This is a genomic window from Comamonas aquatica (assembly GCF_018064205.1).
Lineage (GTDB): Bacteria > Pseudomonadota > Gammaproteobacteria > Burkholderiales > Burkholderiaceae_C > Comamonas > Comamonas aquatica.
Window position 1 is genome coordinate 2,329,163 of the sequence record NZ_CP072916.1, and the last position, 23,218, is coordinate 2,352,380.

The following is a 23,218-nucleotide window of genomic DNA, read 5'->3' on the forward strand; positions in this document are numbered from 1 at the left end:
CATGCCCTGCCGCGCCCCCACCAAACAGCAGGGCCACTTCGCCAAATGCGCAGGCGCACAGCACCCACCAAAAACCCTCTCCGCGCTGGGCTTCCCCCTCAGAGACCTCCTGCCCCTGGCGGCCCAAACTGGCTGCAACCTTGGACATGCTTGGATTGCCGTGCCACATGAGGGCACGGGGCTGGCTACCCGATGGCGTCCGTCTGCTGCGCCGCAGAGGCATTCAGCGCCGCAAGTAAGGCCTGGTCATGGGGGTTGAGTGCAACCTCCACCCGATTGCGCCCAGCTGCCTTGCCACGGTACAAGGCGGCATCGGCTTCGCGCATTGCACCGTCCAGGGCCTGGGCCCCCACGAAGGCGGGCGACACCCCCACCGTGATCGTGCAGCGCAGCGGCTGCCCAGTGCCCTCGACCGGAATGGCCTGGCGCTCCATCGCCCCGCGCAAGCGCTCCGCCAGATGCACCACGCCCACCGCATCGGCATCCAGGCAGATGGCCGCAAACTCTTCACCCCCGATCCGACCGGCCAGATCACCGCGGCGCACGGTGGCCTGCAGCACCTGCGCCACATGGCACAAGACCGCATCACCCGCCTGGTGGCCATAGGTGTCGTTGATGTGCTTGAAGTGATCGACGTCGATCAGCAACAGATGCGCAGCCCCTGCATGGCGAGCATTTAAGTGCTGCTTCAACGCATCGGTCAATCCCCGGCGATTGAGCAGCTGTGTCATCGGGTCCCGCGCCGCCTGGTGGCGCAGCTCATCGGTCAAGCGCCGCAGCACCAGCCAGACGATGGACGGCGGCAGCACCGTGGCCAGAAAGGACATGTAGATGTAGAACACCAGCTGGAAATTGGCGTCCATCTGCAGCGCCACCAGTCCGCCCTGCAGCAGCTTGAGGAACTTGATGGCATTGAGCAGGCTGATGCCGCTGATCAAGGCCGCAAAAAACACCATCTCCGCGTACAAATCCTTGGCAAAGGTGCGCACCCCATAGACCACGGTACTGGCCATGACCAGGAACAGCAGGGCTGACATGCCAGACAGCATGGCATAGCGCGCCACCGGCCCCAAGCTCCACTGCACCAGCACCTGCAGACTGGTGTAGGCCACGACCACGGCAAGCAACGGTCGCCACAAGGGCACGGCATGCCCAAAAAAACGCATGGCCCCCAGCCAGAACACCACGGGCGACGCGAGCGTGAACGTATGGTTGACCACGCTCATCACGCTCCAGGCCGGCCCGCCTTCCAGCAGTTGCAGCACATAGGCCAGTCCCAGCAGCAGGTTGCCCACGGCGAAAAAGTCCATGCCCATCGTCTTGCCGTGCAAGCGCTTGCTGATGAGCAGAAACATCACGGCAAAGCACAACAGGTGTGCGCACAGCATGCCAACGAGAATGGTTGCAACCATGGGGGATGGAAAGAATGTAGACAGAGCTGCTGCACGGCAGAACCACGGCTGTGCCGCGCCTCACCACAGGCCGCGCAGCCATGCCGCTAACGACGCACGCAGTCCGCGGGCTTTCGTAACAGAACCTGTGAGTGTAATGACCTACACCTGGATTGCCAGCCCGGCTGGCGCTGCCAAGGGAGATGGCAGAACTGGTGCCACGCCCGCGGGGCTGGCCCCCTGAGCACACCGACCTTGCGCTGATGCCACCTTTGCACAACCCAAGGCCGCGACCTCTACCGCCCATGTCACGCGCCGAGGCTTGCAAGCCATACCCACACGCCGCACGGCGTGCCCCACGGACACGCCCTCGCGTGCACAACAGCGCCACCACGGCCAGCTTAATCACCTGACCCGCCAAGCTCTGGCAGACCAAGAATCGCCGCGCATCCCAGCCCAGACCAAGCACGACGGTGACGACGCCCGTACTGCTGCGCATCCGCCGTGCGCAAGGGAACACGCCTTTCTCAAAACCAGGTTGCGCCACGACCGGCCATGGGCCCGGCTACCGCGGCGCCCCCGCCAATGGGCCACAGCGTCTGTATGGGTGGAGTGCAGCAACCCGGTCCATGGCAGCACCAAGCCAACGACAACGGCGACCCACAAGAAGCAGCGAAGCCTGCACGCCCTGGGCCGCGCGCCTGAATCCATCCCGCCAAAAACCCTGCCCGCAGTAGTTGCAAAAACGGGGCTGCACGGGTCCGCAAGACAGCGTGGGCTGGCTTGATTAATAATTGACGCTTCAATCATTGATCAATCAAGTATTGACACGACAAGTGCACAAACAACCCGACCTCATCGTCGATCCGGGCGACACGGCCACCTTCTTCTACCAAAGTGGCACCTACACCCCGGACCAGAGCATCGGCTTTCTGATGCGCCGCGTGCTCAGTTCCATCCTGCAGGCGGCCGATGCCCAGCTGGCCGAGCAGGGCCTGACCTATGTGCAATGGCTGCCGCTGTACAAGCTGCTGCTGTGTGCCGACACCAACAGCAGCACGCTGGCCAAGGACCTGGGCATGGACCCGGCCTCGGTGACGCGGGCACTGGACCGCATCGAGGCCAAGGGCCTGCTGCGCCGCGAGCGCTCCACCACCGACCGGCGCGTGGTGCACCTGGTGCTGACCGATGCCGGCCGCCACGTGGCCACCCAGGTGCCCCAGGTGCTGACACGGGTGCTCAACGGCCACCTGCAGGGCTTCAGCCATGCCGAATGCACGCTGATGCTGAGCCTGCTGCAGCGCATGCTGGCCAACGGCGATGCCCTGCGCGACGCCTGGAACCCGCCCCCCAAGGAGGTCCGCCCCGACCCCAGTCCCTGATCCTGCGTGCGACACCGCGCCGCACGCCGCGGCGTTTTCTGCCCCCATTTCAATAAAAACCACAGGCACTTTTCATGACGTTTCCCAACCTTCGCACACCCGTGGTGCGCCCTGCCCTGGGTGCGGCCACCGCCCTGGTGGCGGCCCTGGTCCTGGCGGGCTGCGCCTCCCAAGGCCCGGCCCACACCCCGTTGACCACCCTGGCCGCCACCGATCTGGGACTGGGCGCACCCGCCGCCGCTCCGGCCGATGCCGCGGCGCTGGCCACGCCCACCTGGTGGACCGCCCTGGGCGATGCCCAGCTGGACCAACTGGTCGCCCAGGCCCTGGCCGGCCACCCCAGCCTGGCCGCCAGCCAGGCGCGCCTGGACAAGGCGCTGGCCCTGGTCGCGGCCAGCAGCACCGCCACCGACGTGCACGGCACTCTCAGCGCCGATGCCACGCGCCAGCGCTACACCGCCCACGGCATGGTGCCCGCGCCGATTGCCGGCCACACCTACAACAGCGGCAACCTGCAGGCCGGCCTGTCCTGGTCGCCCGACCTCTTCGGCAAGCACGCCGCCGAGCTGCAAGCCGCCCTGGGCCAGGCCCGTGCCGCCCAGGCCGACCGTGCCGCCGCCGCCACCCAGCTGACCGCCCAGGTGGCGCGCAGCTATGTGGCCCTGGCGCGCCTGCTGGCCCAGCGCGAGGTGGCCGCGCGCACCCTGGCTCAACGCCAGTCGCTGCTGGAGCTGAGCGCCCAGCGCACCCAGGCCGGCCTGGACAGCCAGGTGGAGCTGACCCAGGCCCAGGCCGCCATGCCCGACGCGCGCACCCAGCTGGAAATGCTGGACGAGCAGATCACCCTGGCGCGCCGCACCATCGCCGTGCTGTGCGCCCAGGCGCCGGACGCCCAGCAGGCGCTGAGCCCGCGCCTGTCGGCGCTGCACATGCAGGCCGTGCCCGACGTGCTGGGCGCCGACCTGCTGGGCCGCCGCCCGGACGTGGTCGCGGCCCGCTGGCGCGTGGAAGCGGCCACCCACGGCATCGACGTGGCCAAGGCCGACTTCTACCCGGACGTGAACCTCAGCGCCTTCATCGGTCTGAACGCCCTGGGGCTGGACCAGCTGTTCCAGGCCAGCTCGCGCCAGATCGGCGTCACGCCCGCGCTGCGCCTGCCGATCTTTGACGGCCCGCGCCTGCGCGCCCAGCTGCGCGGCACCCAGGCCGACCTGGACGCCGCCATCGCCCAGTACAACGGCACGGTGCTGGACGCCGTCAAGCAGGCCGGCGATGCCATCACCTCCGTGCAGTCGCTGCAGCGCCAGCACGTGCTGCAGCAAGAGGCCCTGGCCAAGGCCGAACGCGCCTACGACTTTGCCGTGCAGCGCTACCAAGCCGGGCTGGGCAACCAGATCAGCGTGCTGAACACCGAGAGCCAGCTCATCACCCAGCGCCGCCTGGCCGTGGACCTGCAGGCGCGCGCGCTGGACACGCGCATCGCCCTGGCCGCCGCCCTGGGCGGTGGCTGGAGCGACGACACGCCCCAGCTGCAGCCCCGCCCGCACTGAGACCACCGCCCTCAGCTTTCTTGAAATTCATAGCTGGTCGCGCTTGCATAGCTTGGTTTTCTTGCACCAAACGTCTTGAAACCGAATCAACACCAGCGCTGACAGCTCCTTTTTTTAAACGGCCGCAAAACCATGTCTTCCACACCCGATAACAAAGCGCCCACCCCCATGACCGACAGCAGCAAGATCCCCAGCACCTCCTCCGCCAACCCCGCCGGCCGCCGCAAGGGCCTGACCCTGGTCGCCACCGCCGTGGCCGTGGCCGCCGTCGCCTGGGGCGGCTGGCACTGGGTGGTGGCCAGCCGCTACCAGACCACGGACAACGCCTACGTCGCCGGCAACGTGGTGCAGATCACGCCCCAGGTGGGCGGCACCGTGCTGAGCATCGGCGCGGACGACACCGACTACGTCCGCGCCGGCCAGGTGCTGGTGCAGCTGGACCCCGCCGACTACCTGGTGCAACTGGCCCAGGCCGAATCGCAACTGGCCCAGACCGCGCGCCAGACCCGCACGCTGTACGCCAACAACGCCCCCCTGGCCGCCCAGGTGGCCCAGCGCGAGGCCGACCTGCAGCGCCTGAAGGCCGATGCCGCCAAGGCGCGCGACGACGTGGAACGCCGCCGCCCCCTGACCGCCACCGGCGCCGTGGGCAAGGAAGAGTTCGAGCACGCCCAGGCCGTGTTCACCGCCGCCAGCAATGCCGTCAACGCCGCCGACGCCGCCGTGCGTGCCGCCAAGGCCCAGCTGGCCGCCGCCGAGGCCCAGACCCAGGGCAGCACGGCCGAGGACTTCCCCGCCGTCATGGCCGCCGCCGCCAAGGTGCGCGAGGCCTACCTGGCCCTGCAGCGCACGCGCCTGGTGGCGCCCGTGGACGGCTACGTGGCCAAGCGCGGCGTGCAGCTGGGCCAGCGCGTGGCCGCCGGCGCCCCGCTGATGACCGTGGTCGACCTGCACCACCTGTGGGTGGACGCCAACTTCAAGGAAAGCCAGCTGGCCGACCTGCGCATGGGCCAGAAGGTGGCGCTGACTGCCGACGTCTATGGCGACAAGACCACCTACGAGGGCCAGGTCGTGGGCCTGGGCGCCGGCACCGGTGCGGCCTTCTCGCTGCTGCCGGCGCAGAACGCCACCGGCAACTGGATCAAGGTGGTGCAGCGCGTGCCCGTGCGCATCAGCCTGGCGCCCGAAGCCCTGCAGCAGCACCCGCTGCGCGTGGGCCTGTCCATGGACGTGAAGGTCGACATCCGCGACCAGGACGGCCCGGCCCTGGCGAACACACCACGCACCGCGCCCGTGGCCCAGACCACGGTCTACGACGGCACGCTGGCCCAGGCCGATGCCCGCATCGCGCGCCTGATCGCCGGTGAGCGCCTGCCCGCGCTCAAGACCGTGGCCGATGCCCAGGTCGCCCCCTAAAGCCGCCGGGAACCTGCCATGACTTCCACCGCTTCCGCCCCCAACGGGGCGGCCCGCACCGCGCCACCGCCGGTCGTGCCGCTCAAGGGTGCCCAGTTGGCCCTGGGCACACTGGCCCTGTCGCTGGCCACCTTCATGAACGTGCTGGACTCGTCCATCGCCAACGTGGCCATCCCGGCCATCTCCGGCGATGTCGGGGTCAGCCCCAGCCAGGGCACCTGGGTCATCACCAGCTTCGGTGTGGCCAACGCCATCTCCGTGCCGCTGACCGGCTGGCTGACGCAGCGCTTCGGCGCCGTGCGCCTGTTCACCATGAGCGTGCTGCTGTTCGTGCTGACCTCCTGGCTGTGCGGCTTCGCCTCGTCGCTGGAGATGCTGGTGCTGTTCCGCGTGCTGCAAGGCGCCGTGGCCGGCCCCATGATCCCGCTGTCGCAGACCCTGCTGCTGTCCAGCTACCCGCCGTCCAAGGCCGGCACGGCCCTGGCCCTGTGGGGCGTGACCACGCTGGTGGCGCCCGTGGTCGGGCCGCTGCTGGGGGGCTGGATCACGGACAACATCTCCTGGCCCTGGATCTTCTACATCAACGTGCCCGTGGGCCTGCTGTCGGCGCTGATGACCTGGAGCATCTACCGCCACCGCGAGACGCCCACGCGCAAGCTGCCCATCGACACCGTGGGCCTGTCCCTGCTGGTGCTGTGGGTGGGCGCGCTGCAGCTGATGCTGGACAAGGGCAAGGAGCTGGACTGGTTCGCCTCCGGCGAGATCATCGCCTTCACCGTGATCGCCGTGGTGGCCTTTGCCGTGTTCGTGGTCTGGGAGCTGACCGACGCCCACCCGGTGGTGGACCTGCGCCTGTTCAAGCGCCGCAACTTCGCGGCCGGCTCGATGGCGCTGTCCATCGCCTACGGCGTGTTCTTCGGCAATGTGGTGCTGCTGCCGCTGTGGCTGCAGCAGTGGATGGGCTACACCTCCACCGCCGCCGGCCTGGCGCTGGCGCCGGTGGGGCTGCTGGCCATCGTGCTGACGCCGCTGGTGGGGCGCAAGGTCGGTGTCTGGGACCCGCGCAAGATGGCGACCGGCGCCTTCATCGTGTTCGCCCTGGTGCTGTGGATGCGCTCGCAGTTCACGGTGGAGACGGATTTCCGCCACATCCTGGTGCCCACGCTGATCCAGGGCGCGGCCATGGCCTTCTTCTTCATCCCGCTGACCACCATCACGCTCAGCGGGCTGACGCCGGACCGCATTCCGGCCGCGGCCGGCCTGTCCAACTTCGTGCGCATCACGGCCGGGGCCATGGGTACCTCGATCGCCACCACGCTGTGGGAAAGCCGCGCCGCCATGCACCACGCGCACCTGACGGAGCTGCTGGTGCAGGGCCAGGGCGCGTTCGCCACCACCGTGCAGCAGCTGCAGGCAGCGGGCATGAGCGCCGAGCAGGCCTATGCCCAGATCAACCGCCTGATCGACCAGCAGGCCTTCACGCGCGCGGCGGACGACATCTTCCTGGCCTCGTCCTTCCTGTTCCTGAGCCTGATCGTGCTGATCTGGTTCACGCAGCGGCCCAAGGCGCACGGCGGGGGCGGCGCGGACGCCGCCGCGGGGGCGCACTGAGCCGCACCCGCCACCGCACAGGGCGACCCGACCGGGTCGCCCTTTTTCATGGGCGCATGGCCGCGCCCGCCAGCGGGTTGGGGCCTGCGCCTGGTGGCACGGCGAGGACCATCGGGCGATGGCAACCCGCTGGCCTCAAAACGCCCAGTCCCCACACAGTCCCTGCGCGACCTGTCCACGCGCGGACGCCGTCCATGCCGGCGTGGCGCCGCTCAGCCGGGCAGACGCCCCGCGGCGGGCGCGAAGACCTGTGCATACAGCGACCGCAGCGCCTCGGGTGCCCGGGCGATCAGCCGGCGGCCCTGGTCCTGGCAGACGGCATCGCCCCACAGCGTGCGCCGGACTTCGCTAAAAGCGGCCTCGACCGTGCTCTGTGCAGTCATCTGGGCGCGCAGTGCGGCCACCGGCGAGGGGGCATCGCCGCCGTGCTGCTGGCGGGCCGCCAGCAAGGCCTGCAGGCTGGCGGCGTTGTCCATCAACGCCAGATACGTCTTGCGGTGGCGCAGGTGCTGGATGTTGCCGGCACAGGCCATCAGATATGCCAGGCTGGTGGCGTCCAGGCCGTGGGCGTCGACATAGGCCTCGACAAACCGGCCCTACAGCGATTGGTGCTCACCATCCACGGTGTGCAGGTACTGCAAGACCAGCGGCGCAAACCGCGTGTCGGCCCAGGCCAGCGCGAACACCGCAAAGCTGCCTGGCAAGGCACAGTGCGCGTCCTCCAGGTTCTGGTACCAGTGGTGCTCGCGCATGGCGGTATGTGCATAGGCCGCGATCCGTTCATGCAGTCCCGGGTAGGTGGCGGCCGCCGCAAACAGCTGGTGCACGCCTTTCCTGGGCAGGCCCGGAATGGGCAGATAGACCTTGGTGGGGCCGCGGTACTCGATGGCGTAGGAGCGCGGAAAGTCGGTGGTGGAAAGCAGCTGGATCAGGTAGTCCAGCACCTGCCCGTACGCGGCTTCGCTCGCTGCGCGCTGGGTGATGCGGACCACGGCCAGCGCATCGTTGGCCGTGGCGCTGGCCCCGTCCCCCTTCCACCGGGCCAGGGCCGGGGGCAGCTCGCCCGTGCCCTGTTTCAGCAGCTGCGCCGGCAGCTCGCTGCCCAGTTGCGTCACCCAGTCAAAAATCTCCTCGGCACTGACGCGCGCATAGCTAGGCCCGTACTTGAGGTCGCCCAGCGCAATGTCGCAGGCAAAGCGGTAGACGCTGTCCGGCAGGTCGGCGGCGGGGGCGTCGCTCTTGCGTACCCAGTGCGCCGACCAGTTGTGGCCCTGGTTGACAAAGTACGGGTCGCGCAGCCACGCATGTACCCACCGGTGCAGGGTGTGGTCGATCTCGTTCCAGCCCAACAGGGCCCGCATTTGCTCGACAAAGTCACGCAGGTCTGTGCGCGAAAAATGGGCCAGGGCCTCTTGGCTGAGCCGGTATTCCAGCACCGCGCTGCCCAGCAGCTTCTGCCCTTCCACCATGAAGCCGACGGGATAGTCCCGGTTCAACGGGGGTGGTGTGCCACCGGCGATCTGGGCGACCGCGCGGTCAAACAAGGCCTGCACCGCAGGGTTGCCCGCAATGTCGTGGTAGACCAGCCAGTTCTTGGTGCTCATGGGACGGTTGGGGTGGAGGCAAATCGATACAAATATGATAGCTGCCAGCGCAGATTGATCGCGCGTTGCGTGCCCTCCGCATGGTCCATCGCTGCTTGGGCACCGCCGCCGAACGGGCCCGCGCATGCGGCATGCGCCGCCTGGGGATCCGCCGGCCGGCCCTGCCAGGCTGGCGGCGGGCACAGGCCCCAGCCCACCAACTGGGCCCCACCGTGGCACCGCCCCCAGACGCACCGACCGGGCCCCCGATTTACTAAGTAAAAACCCGAACCCTTGTCCACGAAAGCGTTGGACAAGCCTGTGGACAACTGACCCCTGCGCGCCCCACATCCGCCGCAAGTGCTTGTTTTTACGGCCTTGGGCTTAGGCTGCCCAGAAAGCAGGCAGGCGGGCCGCAGCCTGGGGCGGGGCCGCCCACGATCGGCGCAAGCGGCCTAGACTGGCGGCTGGTTCCATCCCCGGGCACTCGGTGGTGCTGTCCCGCAGCACCGGCCGCACCGCCTTTCACTCCCCCGACACCATGCTGTACGCACTTGCTGCACTGTTTGCCTTTCAACTGGCCGGCGAAGCCCTGGTCCACGCCCTTGCCCTGCCCCTGCCCGGCGCCCTGGTCGGCACGCTGCTGCTGCTGACCGCCCTGCTGTGGCTGGGCCGGCTACCCGTGGCGCTGGAGCAGACGGCCCTGACCCTGCTGCAGAACATGATGTTGCTGTTCATCCCCACCATCGCGGGCGTGATGCTGCACTTTGACCGCATCGCGCGCGAATGGCAGCCCTTCGTCGTGGCCGGCGTGGCCGGGGCGGCGATCACCTACGTGGTCACGGCCCTGACCTTCCGCTGGATGCTGGCGCGCAGCCCAGCCACCACCCCTGGGGCGTCGACATGAACGCCTGGAACGACATCGTGCAGGGCCTGCAGGGCAGCGCCCTGCCCTGGCTGGTGCTGACCATGGGGGTGTACCTGGCGGCCCTGGCGCTGTACAAGCGCAGCGGCTGCCACCCCTTGCTGATCCCGGTGTTCACGGCCGTGGTGGTCATCGTCAGCCTGTTGTTGCTGACGGGCACGCCCTACGCCACCTACCGCGAAGGCGTGCAGTGGCTCAGCCTGCTGGTCGGGCCGGCCACCGTGGCGCTGGCCGTGCCGCTGTATGCGCAGCGCCAGCGCATCCGCGCCCTGTGGCTGCCGATCACCGTGGCCCTGGTCGTAGGCTGCGTGGTGGCCCTGGTCTCGGCCATGGGCATTGCCTGGGCCCTGGGTGGCTCGTGGGAGACCGTGGTCTCGCTGGCACCCAAGTCGGCCACCATCCCGATCGCCCTGCCCATGGCCGAACGTTTTGGCGGCCTGCCATCGCTGGCGGCTGTGGCCGTGGCCGTCACCGGCATCAGCGGCACCATGCTGGCCCCCTGGCTGGGCCGGCTGCTGCGCACCCAGGACCCGGCCGTCAACGGCTTTGCCCTGGGGCTGACAGCCCACGCCATCGGCACGGCCCGGGGCCTGCAGGTCAACCCCACGGCCGGCGCCTTTGCCGCGCTGGCCATGGGGCTCAACGGCGTGCTGACGGCCTTGCTGATGCCGCTGTGCGTGGCCGTGTTCCAGCGCCTGCCCTGAGCCGCAGAAAAACATAGCTGCCCGCGATTGCTGGACAAGCGCTGTGGCCACTTTTTGCCATCATTGAGATGGCGCTGGGCGCACCGCGAGGCCCTGGGTAGAACTGGCCGCACACCACCGCCTCACGCAGGGCGTGCACTGCGCCGGTAGGCCCACAGCGCCCCCAGGATCAGTGCCATGCCCAGCCATTGCGACAGCTGCGGGCGGGCGCCAAACCACAGCACATCCACCAGCAAGGCCACCACGGGGTAGATAAAGGACAGGCCGGCAATCGCCTGGGCCGGCAAGCGCTGGAACGCCGTGTACATCAGCGTGTACATCCAGGCCGTGTGCACCAGACCCAGCACCGCCACCGCGCCCCAGGCCTGGGGGCTGAAGACGGCCTGCCCACGCAGCGCCCACACCCCGGGCAGCAGGGCCAGGGCGCCGGCCAGCATCTGCAGCATGGCAATCTGCGCCGGGGCAATGCGCGACAGCTGCTGGGTGGTCAGCGTGGCCACGGCATACAGGCTGGCCGCCAGCAGCGCCAGCACCATGCCCTGCCACGCGCCCTGGGCGGCCCCTGTGGCGGCCTGCTCCAGCAGGCCGCTGCTCAGCCCCACGCCCACCAGGGCCAGCACCAGCCACGGCAGACGCGCCAGCGGCAGGGGGGCACCCTGCAGCACGGCAGCCAGCAGCAACAGCACAAACGGCTGGACGTGGTAGACCACGGTGGCAATCGCAATGCCGCTGTAGGCATAGGCCCGGAACAGGCACAGCCAGTTGGCAATCAGCGCGGCCGCCCCCAGCAGCAGCCACAGGGCTTCGCGCCGGCTGGGCCGGGTCCAGGTGCCGGACCACAGCAGCCATGCGGCCAGGCCCAGCCCGCCCAGCAGGCAGCGCAGCCACACCACCCACAGCACGGGCAGACCGCTTTCCACCACCAGCAGGCCGATGGTGCCGGACAAGGCCATGGCCAGCACCATGCGCCAGGTGCCCCCGGGTGCGCCGCAGGTCGCCAAAGAGGAAGGCCGCGCCGCCGGGGGGTAGGCCGCAGGGAGGAAGTCGTCGGGTAGGTCATGCCTGCATCGTCCACCAAGCGCATCCACGCATCAATACGCTTTGATTCCACTTACTATTGCCCTTGAATCAACAATCACCGTCCCATGCCCATGCCCATGCGCACCGAACCCGGTCTGGTCCCCGAAATGCTGGTCTTTGCCAAGGTGGTGGAGTTGCGCAGCTTTGCCGCGGCCGCGCGCCAGCTGGAGCTGACCACCTCGGCCGTCAGCCGCAGCGTGGGCCGGCTGGAGGCCCACTGGGGCGTGCAGCTGCTGCACCGCACCACCCGCTCGCTGTCGCTGACCGAGCTGGGGGCCGAGGTCTATGCCGCCTGCAGCCAGCTGGCGCATGCCGCGAGCGACATCCATGCGATTGCCGGCCACTACCGCGGCGTGCCGCGCGGCACGGTGCGGCTCACGGCCCCCACGGTGTTTGGCGAGATCTGGCTCAGCGCCCAACTGCCCGCACTGCGCCGCCAGTGGCCCGAGCTGGAAGTGGCCGTGAGCCTGAGCGACCAGATCCAGGACCTGGCCCAGCAGGGGCTGGACCTGGCCATCCGCCTGACGCGGCCCGAGCAACTGCCCCAGCACATGGTGGCGCGCGCCCTGCGCCAGGTGCGGTACATCGCCGTGGCCTCGCCCGCCTACCTGCAGGGGCTGGCCATCCGGCCGCAGCACCCGCAGGACCTGGACCGCGCGCATGGCGTGGCCTGCATCACGCTGGGCTATGGGGATTTTCAGCACCGCCTGCAATGGATGCACCAGGCCGACCCGGGCCAGCCCCCGGCCGTGGCCGAGGTGACCGTGCACGCGCCGCTGTCCATCGACAGCAGCACCGGCATCATCCACCTGGCGCTGCAGCACCAGGGCATCGGTCTGGTGGCCGACTTTGCGGCCCAGGCCGCGCTGGACAGCGGCGCGCTGGTGCCGGTGCTGCCCGACTGGCGGCTGACCGGCAACTACGCGCCGCGCACCGCCTATGCGCTGTACATGCCCTCGCGCCATGTGCCGCTCAAGGTGCGGGCGCTGATCGACCACCTGGTCGAGGCCGGCCGGCACCGCTGAACGCCGCGCGCCAGTTCTCCCCAATCGCCACCGATAAGCTTGTGGATAAGTGCGCCCCCCTGCCTGGATAAGGCACTTAGCGGCTTGTTCTGATGGGAGTTTTTGCGGGGCGCTTAAATTTTCAGCAGACCTTGCCCACGGATTGCACGCCGCCGCCTCCTGGGTGGGCCCTGCTCCCGGGCGGCAGCGGGGCAGCGGCCCTGCGCTGTGGCCTGGCCCGCCACCGAGGGCTTGCCCCCAGCGCGTGGACGGCCTCAGTCCTCCTTGCGGGCCAGGAAATGAAAACGCATCAGCGTGCGCTCGCGCGCGCTGGCGTGGTCCACCACGGGCCACGGATAGTCCTGCCCCAGGCGCAGGCCACAGGCCTGCAGCTCCAGCGGCTTCATGGCCGCCGGAAAGTGCAGGTGCCGATCCGGCACCCGGTCCAGCTCCGGCAGGTAGCGGCGAATGAACTTGCCGTTCGGGTCGAATTTCTGCGACTGCGTCACCGGGTTGAAGATGCGGAACCAGGGCTGGGCGTCACAGCCCGTGGACGCGGCCCACTGCCAGCCGCCGTTGTTGGCGGCCAGGTCGTAGTCGTTCAGGTGCTGGGCAAAGAAGCGCTCGCCCCGGCGCCAGTCGATGCCCAGGTCCTTGGTCAGAAAGCTGGCCACCACCATGCGCAGGCGGTTGTGCATGTAGCCGGTCTGCAGCAGCTGGCGCATAGCGGCATCGACCAGGGGGTAGCCGGTGCGGGCCTCGCACCAGGCATGCCACAGTTCCGGGGCCTCGTCCCACTGCACGCGGTCGTACTCAGGCCGGAAGGACTGCGTGACCACCTGCGGGTGGTGCCACAGGATCATGAAGTAGAAGTCGCGCCAGGCCAGCTCGGACAGCCAGGTCTGCGCGCCCTCGCTGCCCTGTGCCGCCTGCTGCACGGCCAGGGCGGCCAGCTGGCGGATGGACACAGTGCCAAAGCGCAGGTGCACCGACAGGTAGGACACGCCCTTGCGGCCCGGGAAGTCCCGCGCTTCGTGGTAGGCCGCCATGCGCGGCACAAAGTCCTGCAGCAGCTGCTGCGCGCCCTGCGCGCCCGTGGGCAGGGGCAGCTGCGCCAGGTTGGTGGCCTCGAACCCCAGATCCGCCAGCGTGGGCAGGCGCTCGCCGTCCGGGGGCGCGGCCAGGTGGCCAGCGTAGCGCGCCACGGGGTAGGGCGTCAGTTGGAAGGCATCGAGCTTCTGCAGCCAGGCGCGCTTGTACGGCGTGAACACGCTGTAGGGCTGGCCCTGCTGGGTCAGCACTTCGCGCTGCTCCAGCAACACCTGGTCCTTGTAGTCGCTGAAGGCGATGCCGGCGGCGCGCAACGCCTCGGCCACGCGCTGGTCGCGGGCGATGGCCTCGGGCTCGTAATCGCGGTTGGTCAACACTTCCTGCACGCCCAGGCTGCGCGCCAGCTGCACGATGCAGGCCGGCGCCGGGCCGTGGCGCACGATCAGCCCGCCGCCCGGGGCCCCGCTGCGCGCCGCCAGCGCGCGCAGTTCCTGGTCCAGGGACTGGACACTGGCATGGATGAACGCCACGCGCCGATCGCTGCGCGTGGGCAGGGCATCGAGGATGTCCGTATCAAAAACAAAAGCACAGTACACACGCTGGTAGCGGCGCAGTGCGTGGTACAGCGCAGCATGGTCGTCGCAGCGCAGATCGCGGCGCATCCAGACAAGGGCGGCAGGGGGCATGGTGATTCCGGGCAGGGAGGCAGCGCGCAATTTTGGCATTGCCAGCGCCTGGTCCAAGGAATGCGGCCAATGACCAGCCTTGGTATGCTGGCCCTTTGTGCCCCCGCCCCTGAGCCACCCACGCTGTGACCTCTTTACTGACTGCTCCTCCGCCCCTCCACGCCACGGACCTGCTGCAGGCTGCCGTGGAGCAGGCGTTCAACGCCGTGGTCATCACCACGGCCGATCTGCAGGGAGATGGCCCACACATCACCTATTGCAACCCGGCGTTCTGCCAGCTCACGGGCTACAGCGCCGCGGAGTTGCAGGGCCGCTCTCCGCGCCTGCTGCAAGGCCCGCTGACCGATCAGCGGGTGCTGCAGCGATTGCGTGACAGCCTGCACCAGGGCACGTTTTTCCTGGGCTCCACCTTCAACTACCGCAAAGATGGCAGCACCTATCTGGTGGAGTGGAACATCTCACCCGTGCGCGATGCACAAGGGCAGATCCAGGCCTTTGTGTCGGTGCAGCAAGACATCACGGCACGGGTGGAGGCCCAGCAACGCCAGGCCCTGCTGGCGCGGGCCCTGCATGCCACCCGGGACGCCGTGCTGATCGCGGACCACCAGGCGCACATCCTGTTCGTCAACCAGGCTTTTGAGCACCTGACCGGCTATGCCAGCGCGGAAGTGCTGGGCTGCACCCCGCAATTTCTGCAGTCGGGCCAGCATCCCCCCGCGTTCTACACCCAGCTGCGCGAAGCCTTGGCGCGCGGCGACAGCTACCAGGCCACCTTCACCAACCGCCACAAGCGCGGCCACCTGTACCACGCGGCGCAGACCATCACGCCGCTCAAAGACGACACGGGCACGGTCCAGCACTACGTCTGCGTGAGCAAGGATGTGACGGAACTGGTGACCCGAACGCAGGAGCTGCGCCAGCAGGCCCACCACGACGCGTTGACCGGCCTGCTCAATCGCTACGCGGGTGAAAAGCAGTTGCAACGCTGCCAGCATGCGGCGCAGACCGACGGCGTGGGCTATGCCCTCATCCTGGCAGACATCGATGAGTTCAAGCAGATCAATGACCGCTGGGGCCATGAAGCCGGCGATCAGGTGCTTCAGCGCTGCGCCCAGCTGCTCAGCTCGGCCGTGCGCAGCGGTGATGCCGTGGTGCGCTGGGGCGGGGAAGAATTCTTGATCGTGCTGCCGGGCTGCCCACTGGATGCGGCGCACAGTCTGGCCGAACACATGCGCACCAGCCTGGCCGCCCAAGACGACGCCACCGTGGGCCAGGTCACCATGTCCCTGGGGGTCGCCGCCTGGCAAGCGCCAGAGGACAGCGCAGAGCTGCTGCGGCGCACGGACCAGGCGCTGTACCACGCCAAGGACCATGGCCGCAACCAGGTGGCAGTCGCACGCTGAATACCTGCTTGACCACCCACCGCCACACCGTCACGCACCCGATGCCCGTCAGGTCTGCTGCGCCGCCATCTCGCTCAGCCAGGCCGAGAACAGGCCCAGCGCAGGCGCGGGCGTGCCATTGGGCGTGACCAGGTAGTAGCTGCGTTCGCCGCGCAGCGGCTGGGCGCAGGCCACCACCAGCTCGCCGCGCGCCAGTTCGGCCTCGACCAGCATGGGCGGAATCAGCGCCATGCCCAGGCCATGGCTGGCGGCCACGGCCAGCATGGAAAACAACTCATAGCGCGGGCCGTCCAGGGCACGCGGTGCGTCCACGCCGACGGACTGGAACCACTGCTGCCAGCCATAGGGGCGCGTGCTCTGCTGCAGCAGCGGCAGGCGTGCCAGCACCTCGGGCGCCACGGGTTGCCAGGCCCGCCCCAGGTCGCGCGCGGCGGCCTTGCCCAGCACCGTGGGGCTGCACACGGGCACCACGTCCTCGTCCATCAGTTTGAGCACCTGCACGCCGGGCCAGTTGCCGACCTGCTCGGGCGTGCCCGCGTACAGGGCGGCATCGTGCACGGTGTCGGCAAACAGGAAGGGCCGGGTCTGCACCTCAATGTGCACCGTGATGTCGGGGTGCTGGCGCGCCAGCAGCGGCAGGCGCGGCATCAGCCAGCGCGTGGCGAAGGTGGGCACGGCCGCCAGGTTGACCGTGCCGCCCTGGCCCTGGTGGCTCATCAGGTCCAGCGTGTCGCGCTCCAGCCCCTGCAGCCAGCCGCGCACCTTCTTGGCGTACAGCGCACCCGCCGGGGTCAGGCTGACGCCGTGGCGCGTGCGGCGGAACAGCGCCACGCCGACGAATTCCTCCAGCGCAATCACCTGGCGCGAGACCGCGCTCTGGGTCAGCGCCAGCTCCTGCGCGGCGCGGGTGTAGCTTTCGTGGCGGGCGGAGGCTTCAAAACAGGCCAGGGCCTGGGTGGACGGGATGGGACGGCGCATGGTCGGTCAAAACAAGCCAGAGACCGCGCCATGCTGCCGCAAACGCCCTGGCTTGCCAAGCAAGAAATGCGAAACACTCATACCTGGATGCAAACAAATCGTTTGCGACACTGAAGGTACGCTTTTACGATGCCGTTCATCGCAGGTCATACATGCACAAACACCATGTGGACCTGGCTTCCCAACAAGGCATTCAAGGAGACACCCCATGTCCGGCAACTTCCAGTGGAACGACCCCTTCCAACTCGACCAGCAACTGACCGACGACGAGCGCATGATCCGCGACGCGGCCTACGAGTACTGCCAGGGCAAGCTGATGCCGCGCGTGCAAGACATGTTCCGCCACGAAAAGACCGACGTGTCCATCTTCCGCGAGATGGGCGAGCTGGGCCTGCTGGGCCCCACCATCCCCACCGAATACGGCGGCGCCGGCCTGAACTATGTGAGCTACGGCCTGGTGGCCCGCGAGATCGAGCGCGTGGACAGCGGCTACCGCTCCATGGCGTCCGTGCAGTCGTCGCTGGTGATGGTGCCGATCAACGAATTCGGCACCGAAGCCCAGAAGCAGAAGTACCTGCCCAAGCTGGCGTCCGGTGAATTCATCGGCTGCTTCGGCCTGACCGAACCCGATCACGGCTCCGACCCCGGCTCCATGGCCACCCGCGCCTACAAGGTGGACGGCGGCTACAAGCTCAAGGGCTCCAAGATGTGGATCACCAACAGCCCCGTGGCCGACGTGTTCGTGGTCTGGGCCAAGGAAGTGTCCGAAGCCGGCAACGTGGGCCAGATCCGCGGCTTCATCCTGGACAAGGGCATGAAGGGCCTGTCCGCCCCCGCCATCCACGGCAAGGTGGGCCTGCGCGCCTCCATCACCGGTGAAATCGTGATGGACGACGTGTTCGTGCCCGAAGAAAACGCCTTCCCCGAAGTGCGCGGCCTCAAGGGCCCCTTCACCTGCCTGAACAGCGCGCGCTTCGGCATCGCCTGGGGCGCCATGGGTGCCGCCGAGTTCTGCTGGCACACCGCGCGCCAGTACACGCTGGACCGCAAGCAGTTTGGCCGCCCCCTGGCCGCCAACCAGCTGATCCAGAAGAAGCTGGCCGACATGCAGACCGAAATCACCCTGGGCCTGCAGGCCGCCCTGCGTGTGGGCCGCATGAAGGACGAGCACCAGAACGTGGTCGAGATCACCTCGCTGATCAAGCGCAACAACTGCGGCAAGGCCCTGGACGTGGCCCGCCTGGCCCGCGACATGATGGGCGGCAACGGCATCTCTGACGAGTTCGGCGTGGCCCGCCATCTGGTGAACCTGGAAGTGGTCAACACCTACGAAGGCACGCACGATGTGCACGCGCTGATCCTGGGCCGCGCCCAGACCGGCATCGCCGCTTTCGCCAACTGAAGCTGGCCCTGCACACCGCGCACACCACCGACATGGCCGTGCGCGGCGGCAGCCTCGGTTTTTGTCTCTCAGGGCGACACAATCGCTCTTTTTTCAGGAGCTTCTGGCGCTTGGTATTGCTTCACCTCCCATGCGAAAGCATGTGAAGTGCTTCAATGACAGGCGCTGACAGCTCCTTTTTTTTATTCCAACCGCTTTGGATTGCAGGAGCCCCCTCATGCCAACCACTGCCACGCCCGGCGCGCTGTCGGGCATCAAAGTGCTGGACCTGTCCCGCGTGCTGGCCGGCCCCTGGGCCACGCAGATGCTGGCCGACCTGGGCGCGGACGTGATCAAGGTCGAGCGCCCGATTGCGGGCGACGACACCCGCCACTGGGGCCCACCGTTCCTGAAGGACGATGCGGGCCAGGTCACGCGCGAGGCCAGCTACTTCACCGCCTGCAACCGCAACAAACGCAGCATCACCGTGGACATGGCCCACCCCGAAGGCCAGGCGCTGCTGCGCCAGATGGCGGCCGAGGCCGACGTGGTGGTCGAGAACTTCAAGGTCGGTGGCCTGCAGCAGTACGGGCTGGACTACGACAGCCTCAAGGCCCTGAACCCGGGCCTCATCTACTGCTCCATCACCGGCTTCGGCCAGGACGGCCCCTATGCCGAGCGTGCCGGCTACGACCTGATGGTGCAGGCCATGTGCGGCCTGATGAGCATCACCGGCCATGCCGATGGCGAGCCCGGCGGCGGCCCGCTGAAGGTGGGCGTGGCCGTGATCGACGTGTTCACCGGCCTGTACGCCAGCAACGCCATCCTGGCCGCGCTGAATGCCCGCGACAACGCGCGCCACGGCACAGGCCAGGGCCAGTACATCGACATGGCGCTGCTGGACGTGGGCATGGCCGTGCTGGCCAACCAGGCCGCCGGCTTTCTGGCCACCGGCCAGGCGCCGGGCCGTGCCGGCAACATCCACCCCAGCCTGGCGCCCTACCAGGACTTCCCCAGCCGCGACGGCAACGTGCTGCTGGCGATCGGCAACGACGGCCAGTTCGCCCGCTTTTGTGAGGCCTGCGGCCACCCTGACTGGGCCCAGGACGCGCGCTTTGCCACCAACACCGCGCGCGTGCAACACCGCGCGGAACTGCTGGAGCGCCTGTTGCCGGTGATGCGCACGCGCACCACGGCCGAATGGATTGCGTTGCTGGAAGACAAGGCCGTGCCCTGTGGCCCGATCAACACCGTGGCCCAGGCCTTTGACGACCCCCAGGTGCGCCACCGCGGCATCGCCCGCACGCTGCCACGCCAGTCCGGCGACGGCATCGCCCAGGTGGCCACCGTGGCCAACCCCATGCGCCTGTCGGCCACCCCCGTCAGCTACCGCCGTGCGCCGCCCAGCCTGGGCCAGCACACGCAGGAGGTGCTGCACGAGTTGGGACTGAGCGAGGACCGCATCCGCGCCCTGCACGCCGCCCGCGCCATCTGATCCGACCGGTGGCGCGGCACGTACTGCGCCACCGCCGGTCTGCCCATTCACCCCCCCTTGGGAATGACTTGCCAACGTCAGGGCTTCGCATACCCGTTTGCAGACACTGACAGACCTAGCATTTACCCTCAAACCAGGGTTTTCAACTAGGCGCAAGTCCTAGCCACCACGCACCGTCCTGCCTAGGATTCGCTGTTCTTCCAACAACGACAAGGAGACTGCACATGATGCGTCGTACCCTCCTGGCACTTGCGGCCCTGGCCACCATCGGTGCCGCACACGCCCAATCCAGTTACCCCAACAAGCCCATCAAGCTGCTGGTGCCCTTTGCCGCCGGCGGCACCACCGACCTGATCGCCCGCGTGGTCGCCGACCCCCTGGGTCGCGAACTGGGCCAGCCCGTGATCGTCGAAAACAAGGGCGGTGGCGGCGGCGCCATCGGTGCGGCCGAAACCGCACGTGCCACCCCCGATGGCTACCACCTGGGCCTGGCCACCGTGTCCACCACGGCCACCAACCCCGCGATCAACCCCAAGATCCCCTACAACGTGTTCACCGATTTCACGCCCATCGTGAACATCGCCGCCACGCCCAACATCATTGCGGCCAACCCCAAGTTCGTCGGCCAGGACTACAAGTCCTTCCTCGAAGAGGTCAAGAAGAACCCCGGCAAGCACTCCTTCGGCTCGCCCGGCACCGGCTCCATCGGCCACCTGATGATGGAAATGTTCATGCTGGCCACCGGCACGCAGATGCAGCACGTGCCCTACCGCGGCTCCGGCCCGGCGCTGAACGATGCAGTTGCCGGCCAGATCCCGCTGATTTTTGACAACTTCCCCTCGGCCCTGCCCTTCGTCAAGGAAAAGCGCCTGACCGCCCTGGTGGTTGCCGCGCCCAAGCGCCTGGCCGTGCTGCCCGACGTGCCCACGCTGGCCGAAGTCGGTGCCCCCGGCGTGAACCGCATGGCCTACTACGGCGTGGTCGGCCCCAAGGGCACGCCCAAGGAGATCGTGGACAAGGTGAACAAGGCCGTGCACAAAGTGCTGCAGGACCCTGCCATCCGCAAACGCATCGAGGACACCGGCTCGCTGATCGTGGCCGACACGCCCGAGAAGTTCGCCCAGGAAATCAAGGCCGAATACACCGCCTACAAGGACGTGGTGGACAAGCAGAAGCTGACGCTGGACTGATCCATGCCAACGGCCGCAGACATCCGCTGCGGCAGTGTTAACAACAACGGCTGCCCTCGGCAGCCGTTTTTACTTGTGAGGTGAGTCACGGATAGATGAATAGGTGCTATTGCCATTCTTGGCAGCTATCGACCCATTGCTGTCGTTCCTGCCTCAGCCACTAATGTCTGCCTGTCAGCGTGAATGGTCGTTACCCGATGTCTGATGCGTTCAAACATGAACTGCACTCGTGATTGAGGGAGTCCCTGCCTGAAACTCTGAGGTGTCCACAGCACTCTGTCGGCCCTCGCAGAAAAGTTGGCGGTATGCCGATGGCGATGTATGAAGTTGGCTCGCGAAGTGCTGCCGCAACGACAAGGCCGAGCCCAGACCCACTTCGGTTGCAATCGACTCAATCGACAGCTCGGTGGTTTCCAGCAACTGCTGTGCGCGTGCGATGCGGGCCGCCGCGAGCCACTTCACGAAGGTTGTGCCAGTTGCTTCCCTGAAGCGGCGTGTGAAGGTCCGTCGGCTCATGTGCGCCACTTCGGCCAATACATCTAGCGAAAGCGGCTGCGACAGGTTCTCTCGGGCCCATTCCAGAACGCCTGGCAAACGGCTCTCGCTGGGCAGAACGGGTACCGGCTGCTCTATGTACTGGGCCTGACCGCCTTGGCGGTGCGGAGGTGTCACCAATAGTCTGGCGACCCGATTGGCGACATCCGCACCGTGGCGCTGGCGTATGAGGTTCAGACAGCAGTCAATCGCAGCAACTGTGCCCGCAGACGTGACGACATTGCCATCGTCCACATAGAGCACGTCTGGCAAGAAATTGACTTTGGGAAAACGCTGGACAAAGAGGTCGCAACAGGCCCAGTGCGTGGTAGCACGGCGCTCGTCCAGCAAACCTGCATCACCCAAGACAAAAGCGCCAAGACACAAACCGACCACTTGGGCACCACGGGCATGGGCTTGTTTGAGAGCTTCCGTCAACACGGCCGGCGCTGCCGCTTCTGGATGATTCCAGGCCGGAACGATCACAAGGTCAGCGCTGGTCATGGCCTCAAGCCCGCCAGGCACCTCAATCTCCACGCCTTGATCACAGCGCACTTTGCCCGGCGTCGGCGCGCAGTACCGCACTTCGTGCGGTGGCAGCCCTGTGGGCGCTGGTGTCACTCCAAACACGATGCCTGGTACAGAAAGGTGAAACAGGCTGACGCCTTCGAAAGCAAGAACGGCGACGCGGACAGGTTGCATGGACGCTCCAACGGCAGAGGCTGAGAAATTGGCCCGATTTTATCTAACATTGTCATTTGGGCCAATGGTTCAAAAAGCCAGCCCTTCGGACAATTGGCATCAACGCGCTGAAGACCCTTCATGCCGCGACATTCGCCACTTGAACCAAGGACAACACCATGAATATTTCGAACGTATTGCGAAACGCCGCCGCCCTCGGCGGCATTGCGACCCTCATCGTATGCGGCACAGCCAATGCGGCAACACCCGCCAAGGCCAAACTGTCCGCCGCGACACATGCCGTCAAGGTTCAGCAAATCCGCAACGCGACCATCAAAGTGAACTACGCGGGCACCACCTTCCTCATCGACCCAATGCTGGCCAAGAAAGGGACATACCCTGGTTTTGAGGGGACGTACAACAGCCAGTTGCGAAACCCGTTGGTCGAGCTGCCGATGCCACTGGCCGAGGCGATGAAGGCTGACGCCATCATCGTTACCCACACCCATTTGGATCATTGGGATGACGCGGCCAAGCAAAACCTACCTAAGAACCTCCCGCTCTTCGCACAAAACGAAGCCGATGCCCAAAGCATCCGCAAAGACGGATTCACGAATGTGCGCGTGCTCACCAAGGGCACCGAGTTCAAGGGCACACGCCTCAGCCCCACAGGCGGTCAGCATGGGGATGACAAAACCATGGCGGTCGCTGGTGAACTGCTGGGGCAGGTGATGGGTGTTGTCTTCCAACGGCCAGGCCACAAGACAGTCTACGTCGCTGGCGACACGGTCTGGAACAAACAAGTGGAAAGCGCCATTCAGGACTACCAGCCTGAGGTCATCATCCTCAACACAGGCTACGCCCGCATCCAGGGACTGGATGGCTCCATCATCATGGGCAAGGAAGACCTCTTGCGCGCATCCCAACTAGCGCCTGATGCCAAGGTCATTGGCAGCCACATGGAGGCCGTGAACCACGGAATGCAGACGCGCAAGGAGTTGCGTGACTTCATCGCGGAAAAGGGCATGGACCCCAAGCAGGTTCTCGTGCCTGCAGACGGTGAGTCGTACAGCTTCTAAGTTGCAGTTGGGCTAGATGCCGTCGCGTCTCTTTCTACAGGCTTGATTAGATGGTGGATGGCCTAGGGCACCTGCGTCAGGCCGTAGCCGAACGC

Annotated in this window: 19 protein-coding genes; 12 read left to right on the forward strand and 7 right to left on the reverse strand. The window is 67.3% G+C overall.

From position 1 onward, the window contains the following. Positions 1-185: 185 nt before the first annotated feature. On the reverse strand, positions 186-1,412 hold the full coding sequence (locus KAQ61_RS11055) for a GGDEF domain-containing protein (RefSeq protein WP_210929199.1): 1,227 nt from the start codon (positions 1,410-1,412) through the stop codon (positions 186-188). Positions 1,413-2,227: 815 nt separating this feature from the next. On the opposite strand from KAQ61_RS11055, the gene KAQ61_RS11060 reads away from it, so the two are divergent. The 4 genes from KAQ61_RS11060 (at position 2,228) to KAQ61_RS11075 (ending at position 7,350) form a co-directional block, all read left to right on the forward strand. Next, positions 2,228-2,773: a MarR family winged helix-turn-helix transcriptional regulator gene (locus KAQ61_RS11060; protein WP_210929200.1), complete on the forward strand. Its 546-nt coding sequence runs from the start codon at positions 2,228-2,230 to the stop codon at positions 2,771-2,773. 74 nt (positions 2,774-2,847) lie between these two features. Then, positions 2,848-4,323 carry an efflux transporter outer membrane subunit gene (locus KAQ61_RS11065; RefSeq protein WP_210929201.1) on the forward strand — a complete coding sequence of 492 codons (1,476 nt, stop codon included), beginning with the start codon at positions 2,848-2,850 and terminating at the stop codon, positions 4,321-4,323. A 168-nt stretch (positions 4,324-4,491) separates the two neighbouring features. After that, entirely contained in the window at positions 4,492-5,739 is a 1,248-nt protein-coding gene (locus tag KAQ61_RS11070; RefSeq protein WP_210931868.1) for an HlyD/EmrA/EmrK family protein, read from the forward strand. Positions 5,740-5,757: 18 nt separating this feature from the next. Then, positions 5,758-7,350 (forward strand): DHA2 family efflux MFS transporter permease subunit, encoded by a 1,593-nt coding sequence (locus KAQ61_RS11075; RefSeq protein WP_210929202.1) that lies wholly within the window; start codon positions 5,758-5,760, stop codon positions 7,348-7,350. 212 nt (positions 7,351-7,562) lie between these two features. Here the strand turns inward: KAQ61_RS11075 and KAQ61_RS11080 are convergent, their stop codons facing one another. Both KAQ61_RS11080 and KAQ61_RS11085 read right to left on the reverse strand, forming a co-directional pair. Beyond that, positions 7,563-7,883 carry a hypothetical protein gene (locus KAQ61_RS11080; protein ID WP_210929203.1) on the reverse strand — a complete coding sequence of 107 codons (321 nt, stop codon included), beginning with the start codon at positions 7,881-7,883 and terminating at the stop codon, positions 7,563-7,565. 63 nt (positions 7,884-7,946) lie between these two features. Then, positions 7,947-8,954, reverse strand: a complete 1,008-nt coding sequence (locus KAQ61_RS11085) for a DUF6138 family protein (RefSeq protein WP_210929204.1) — start codon at positions 8,952-8,954, stop codon at positions 7,947-7,949. Positions 8,955-9,474: 520 nt separating this feature from the next. Here KAQ61_RS11085 and KAQ61_RS11090 point away from each other — a divergent pair. Further along, the gene (locus tag KAQ61_RS11090; protein WP_210929205.1) at positions 9,475-9,840 is read left to right on the forward strand and encodes a CidA/LrgA family protein; all 366 of its coding nucleotides are present in this window, start codon (positions 9,475-9,477) and stop codon (positions 9,838-9,840) included. Next, on the forward strand, positions 9,837-10,562 hold the full coding sequence (locus KAQ61_RS11095; RefSeq protein WP_042413947.1) for an LrgB family protein: 726 nt from the start codon (positions 9,837-9,839) through the stop codon (positions 10,560-10,562). The genes KAQ61_RS11090 and KAQ61_RS11095 overlap by 4 nt, the downstream gene beginning before the upstream one ends. 122 nt (positions 10,563-10,684) lie before the next feature. On the opposite strand, the gene KAQ61_RS11100 is transcribed toward KAQ61_RS11095, so the two are convergent. Continuing rightward, positions 10,685-11,515, reverse strand: coding sequence for a DMT family transporter (locus KAQ61_RS11100; protein ID WP_244982872.1), 831 nt, complete (start codon positions 11,513-11,515; stop codon positions 10,685-10,687). A gap of 204 nt (positions 11,516-11,719) precedes the next feature. On the opposite strand from KAQ61_RS11100, the gene KAQ61_RS11105 reads away from it, so the two are divergent. Further along, complete coding sequence (locus KAQ61_RS11105) at positions 11,720-12,667, forward strand: LysR family transcriptional regulator (protein ID WP_210931872.1); 948 nt, start codon at positions 11,720-11,722, stop codon at positions 12,665-12,667. Positions 12,668-12,921: 254 nt separating this feature from the next. On the opposite strand, the gene KAQ61_RS11110 is transcribed toward KAQ61_RS11105, so the two are convergent. Beyond that, on the reverse strand, positions 12,922-14,382 hold the full coding sequence (locus tag KAQ61_RS11110) for a cryptochrome/photolyase family protein (RefSeq protein WP_210929206.1): 1,461 nt from the start codon (positions 14,380-14,382) through the stop codon (positions 12,922-12,924). Positions 14,383-14,507: 125 nt separating this feature from the next. On the opposite strand from KAQ61_RS11110, the gene KAQ61_RS11115 reads away from it, so the two are divergent. Next, positions 14,508-15,785 (forward strand): sensor domain-containing diguanylate cyclase, encoded by a 1,278-nt coding sequence (locus tag KAQ61_RS11115; RefSeq protein ID WP_210929207.1) that lies wholly within the window; start codon positions 14,508-14,510, stop codon positions 15,783-15,785. A gap of 48 nt (positions 15,786-15,833) precedes the next feature. Here KAQ61_RS11115 and KAQ61_RS11120 read toward each other — a convergent pair whose 3' ends face one another. Continuing rightward, entirely contained in the window at positions 15,834-16,763 is a 930-nt protein-coding gene (locus KAQ61_RS11120; RefSeq protein WP_210929208.1) for a LysR family transcriptional regulator, read from the reverse strand. A 208-nt stretch (positions 16,764-16,971) separates the two neighbouring features. Here KAQ61_RS11120 and KAQ61_RS11125 point away from each other — a divergent pair, with 208 nt between their 5' ends. The 3 genes from KAQ61_RS11125 (at position 16,972) to KAQ61_RS11135 (ending at position 20,829) form a co-directional block, all read left to right on the forward strand. After that, positions 16,972-18,165 (forward strand): acyl-CoA dehydrogenase, encoded by a 1,194-nt coding sequence (locus KAQ61_RS11125; RefSeq protein WP_042413955.1) that lies wholly within the window; start codon positions 16,972-16,974, stop codon positions 18,163-18,165. A gap of 217 nt (positions 18,166-18,382) precedes the next feature. Beyond that, complete coding sequence (locus tag KAQ61_RS11130; protein WP_210929209.1) at positions 18,383-19,639, forward strand: CaiB/BaiF CoA transferase family protein; 1,257 nt, start codon at positions 18,383-18,385, stop codon at positions 19,637-19,639. A 224-nt stretch (positions 19,640-19,863) separates the two neighbouring features. Then, a complete protein-coding gene (locus KAQ61_RS11135) occupies positions 19,864-20,829 on the forward strand; it encodes a tripartite tricarboxylate transporter substrate binding protein BugE (RefSeq protein ID WP_042413962.1) in 966 nt (321 codons plus the stop codon). A gap of 210 nt (positions 20,830-21,039) precedes the next feature. Here the strand turns inward: KAQ61_RS11135 and KAQ61_RS11140 are convergent, their stop codons facing one another. Beyond that, positions 21,040-22,065 carry a GlxA family transcriptional regulator gene (locus KAQ61_RS11140; protein WP_210929210.1) on the reverse strand — a complete coding sequence of 342 codons (1,026 nt, stop codon included), beginning with the start codon at positions 22,063-22,065 and terminating at the stop codon, positions 21,040-21,042. A 158-nt stretch (positions 22,066-22,223) separates the two neighbouring features. On the opposite strand from KAQ61_RS11140, the gene KAQ61_RS11145 reads away from it, so the two are divergent. After that, positions 22,224-23,123, forward strand: coding sequence for an MBL fold metallo-hydrolase (locus KAQ61_RS11145; RefSeq protein WP_042413968.1), 900 nt, complete (start codon positions 22,224-22,226; stop codon positions 23,121-23,123). Positions 23,124-23,218 lie beyond the last annotated feature (95 nt).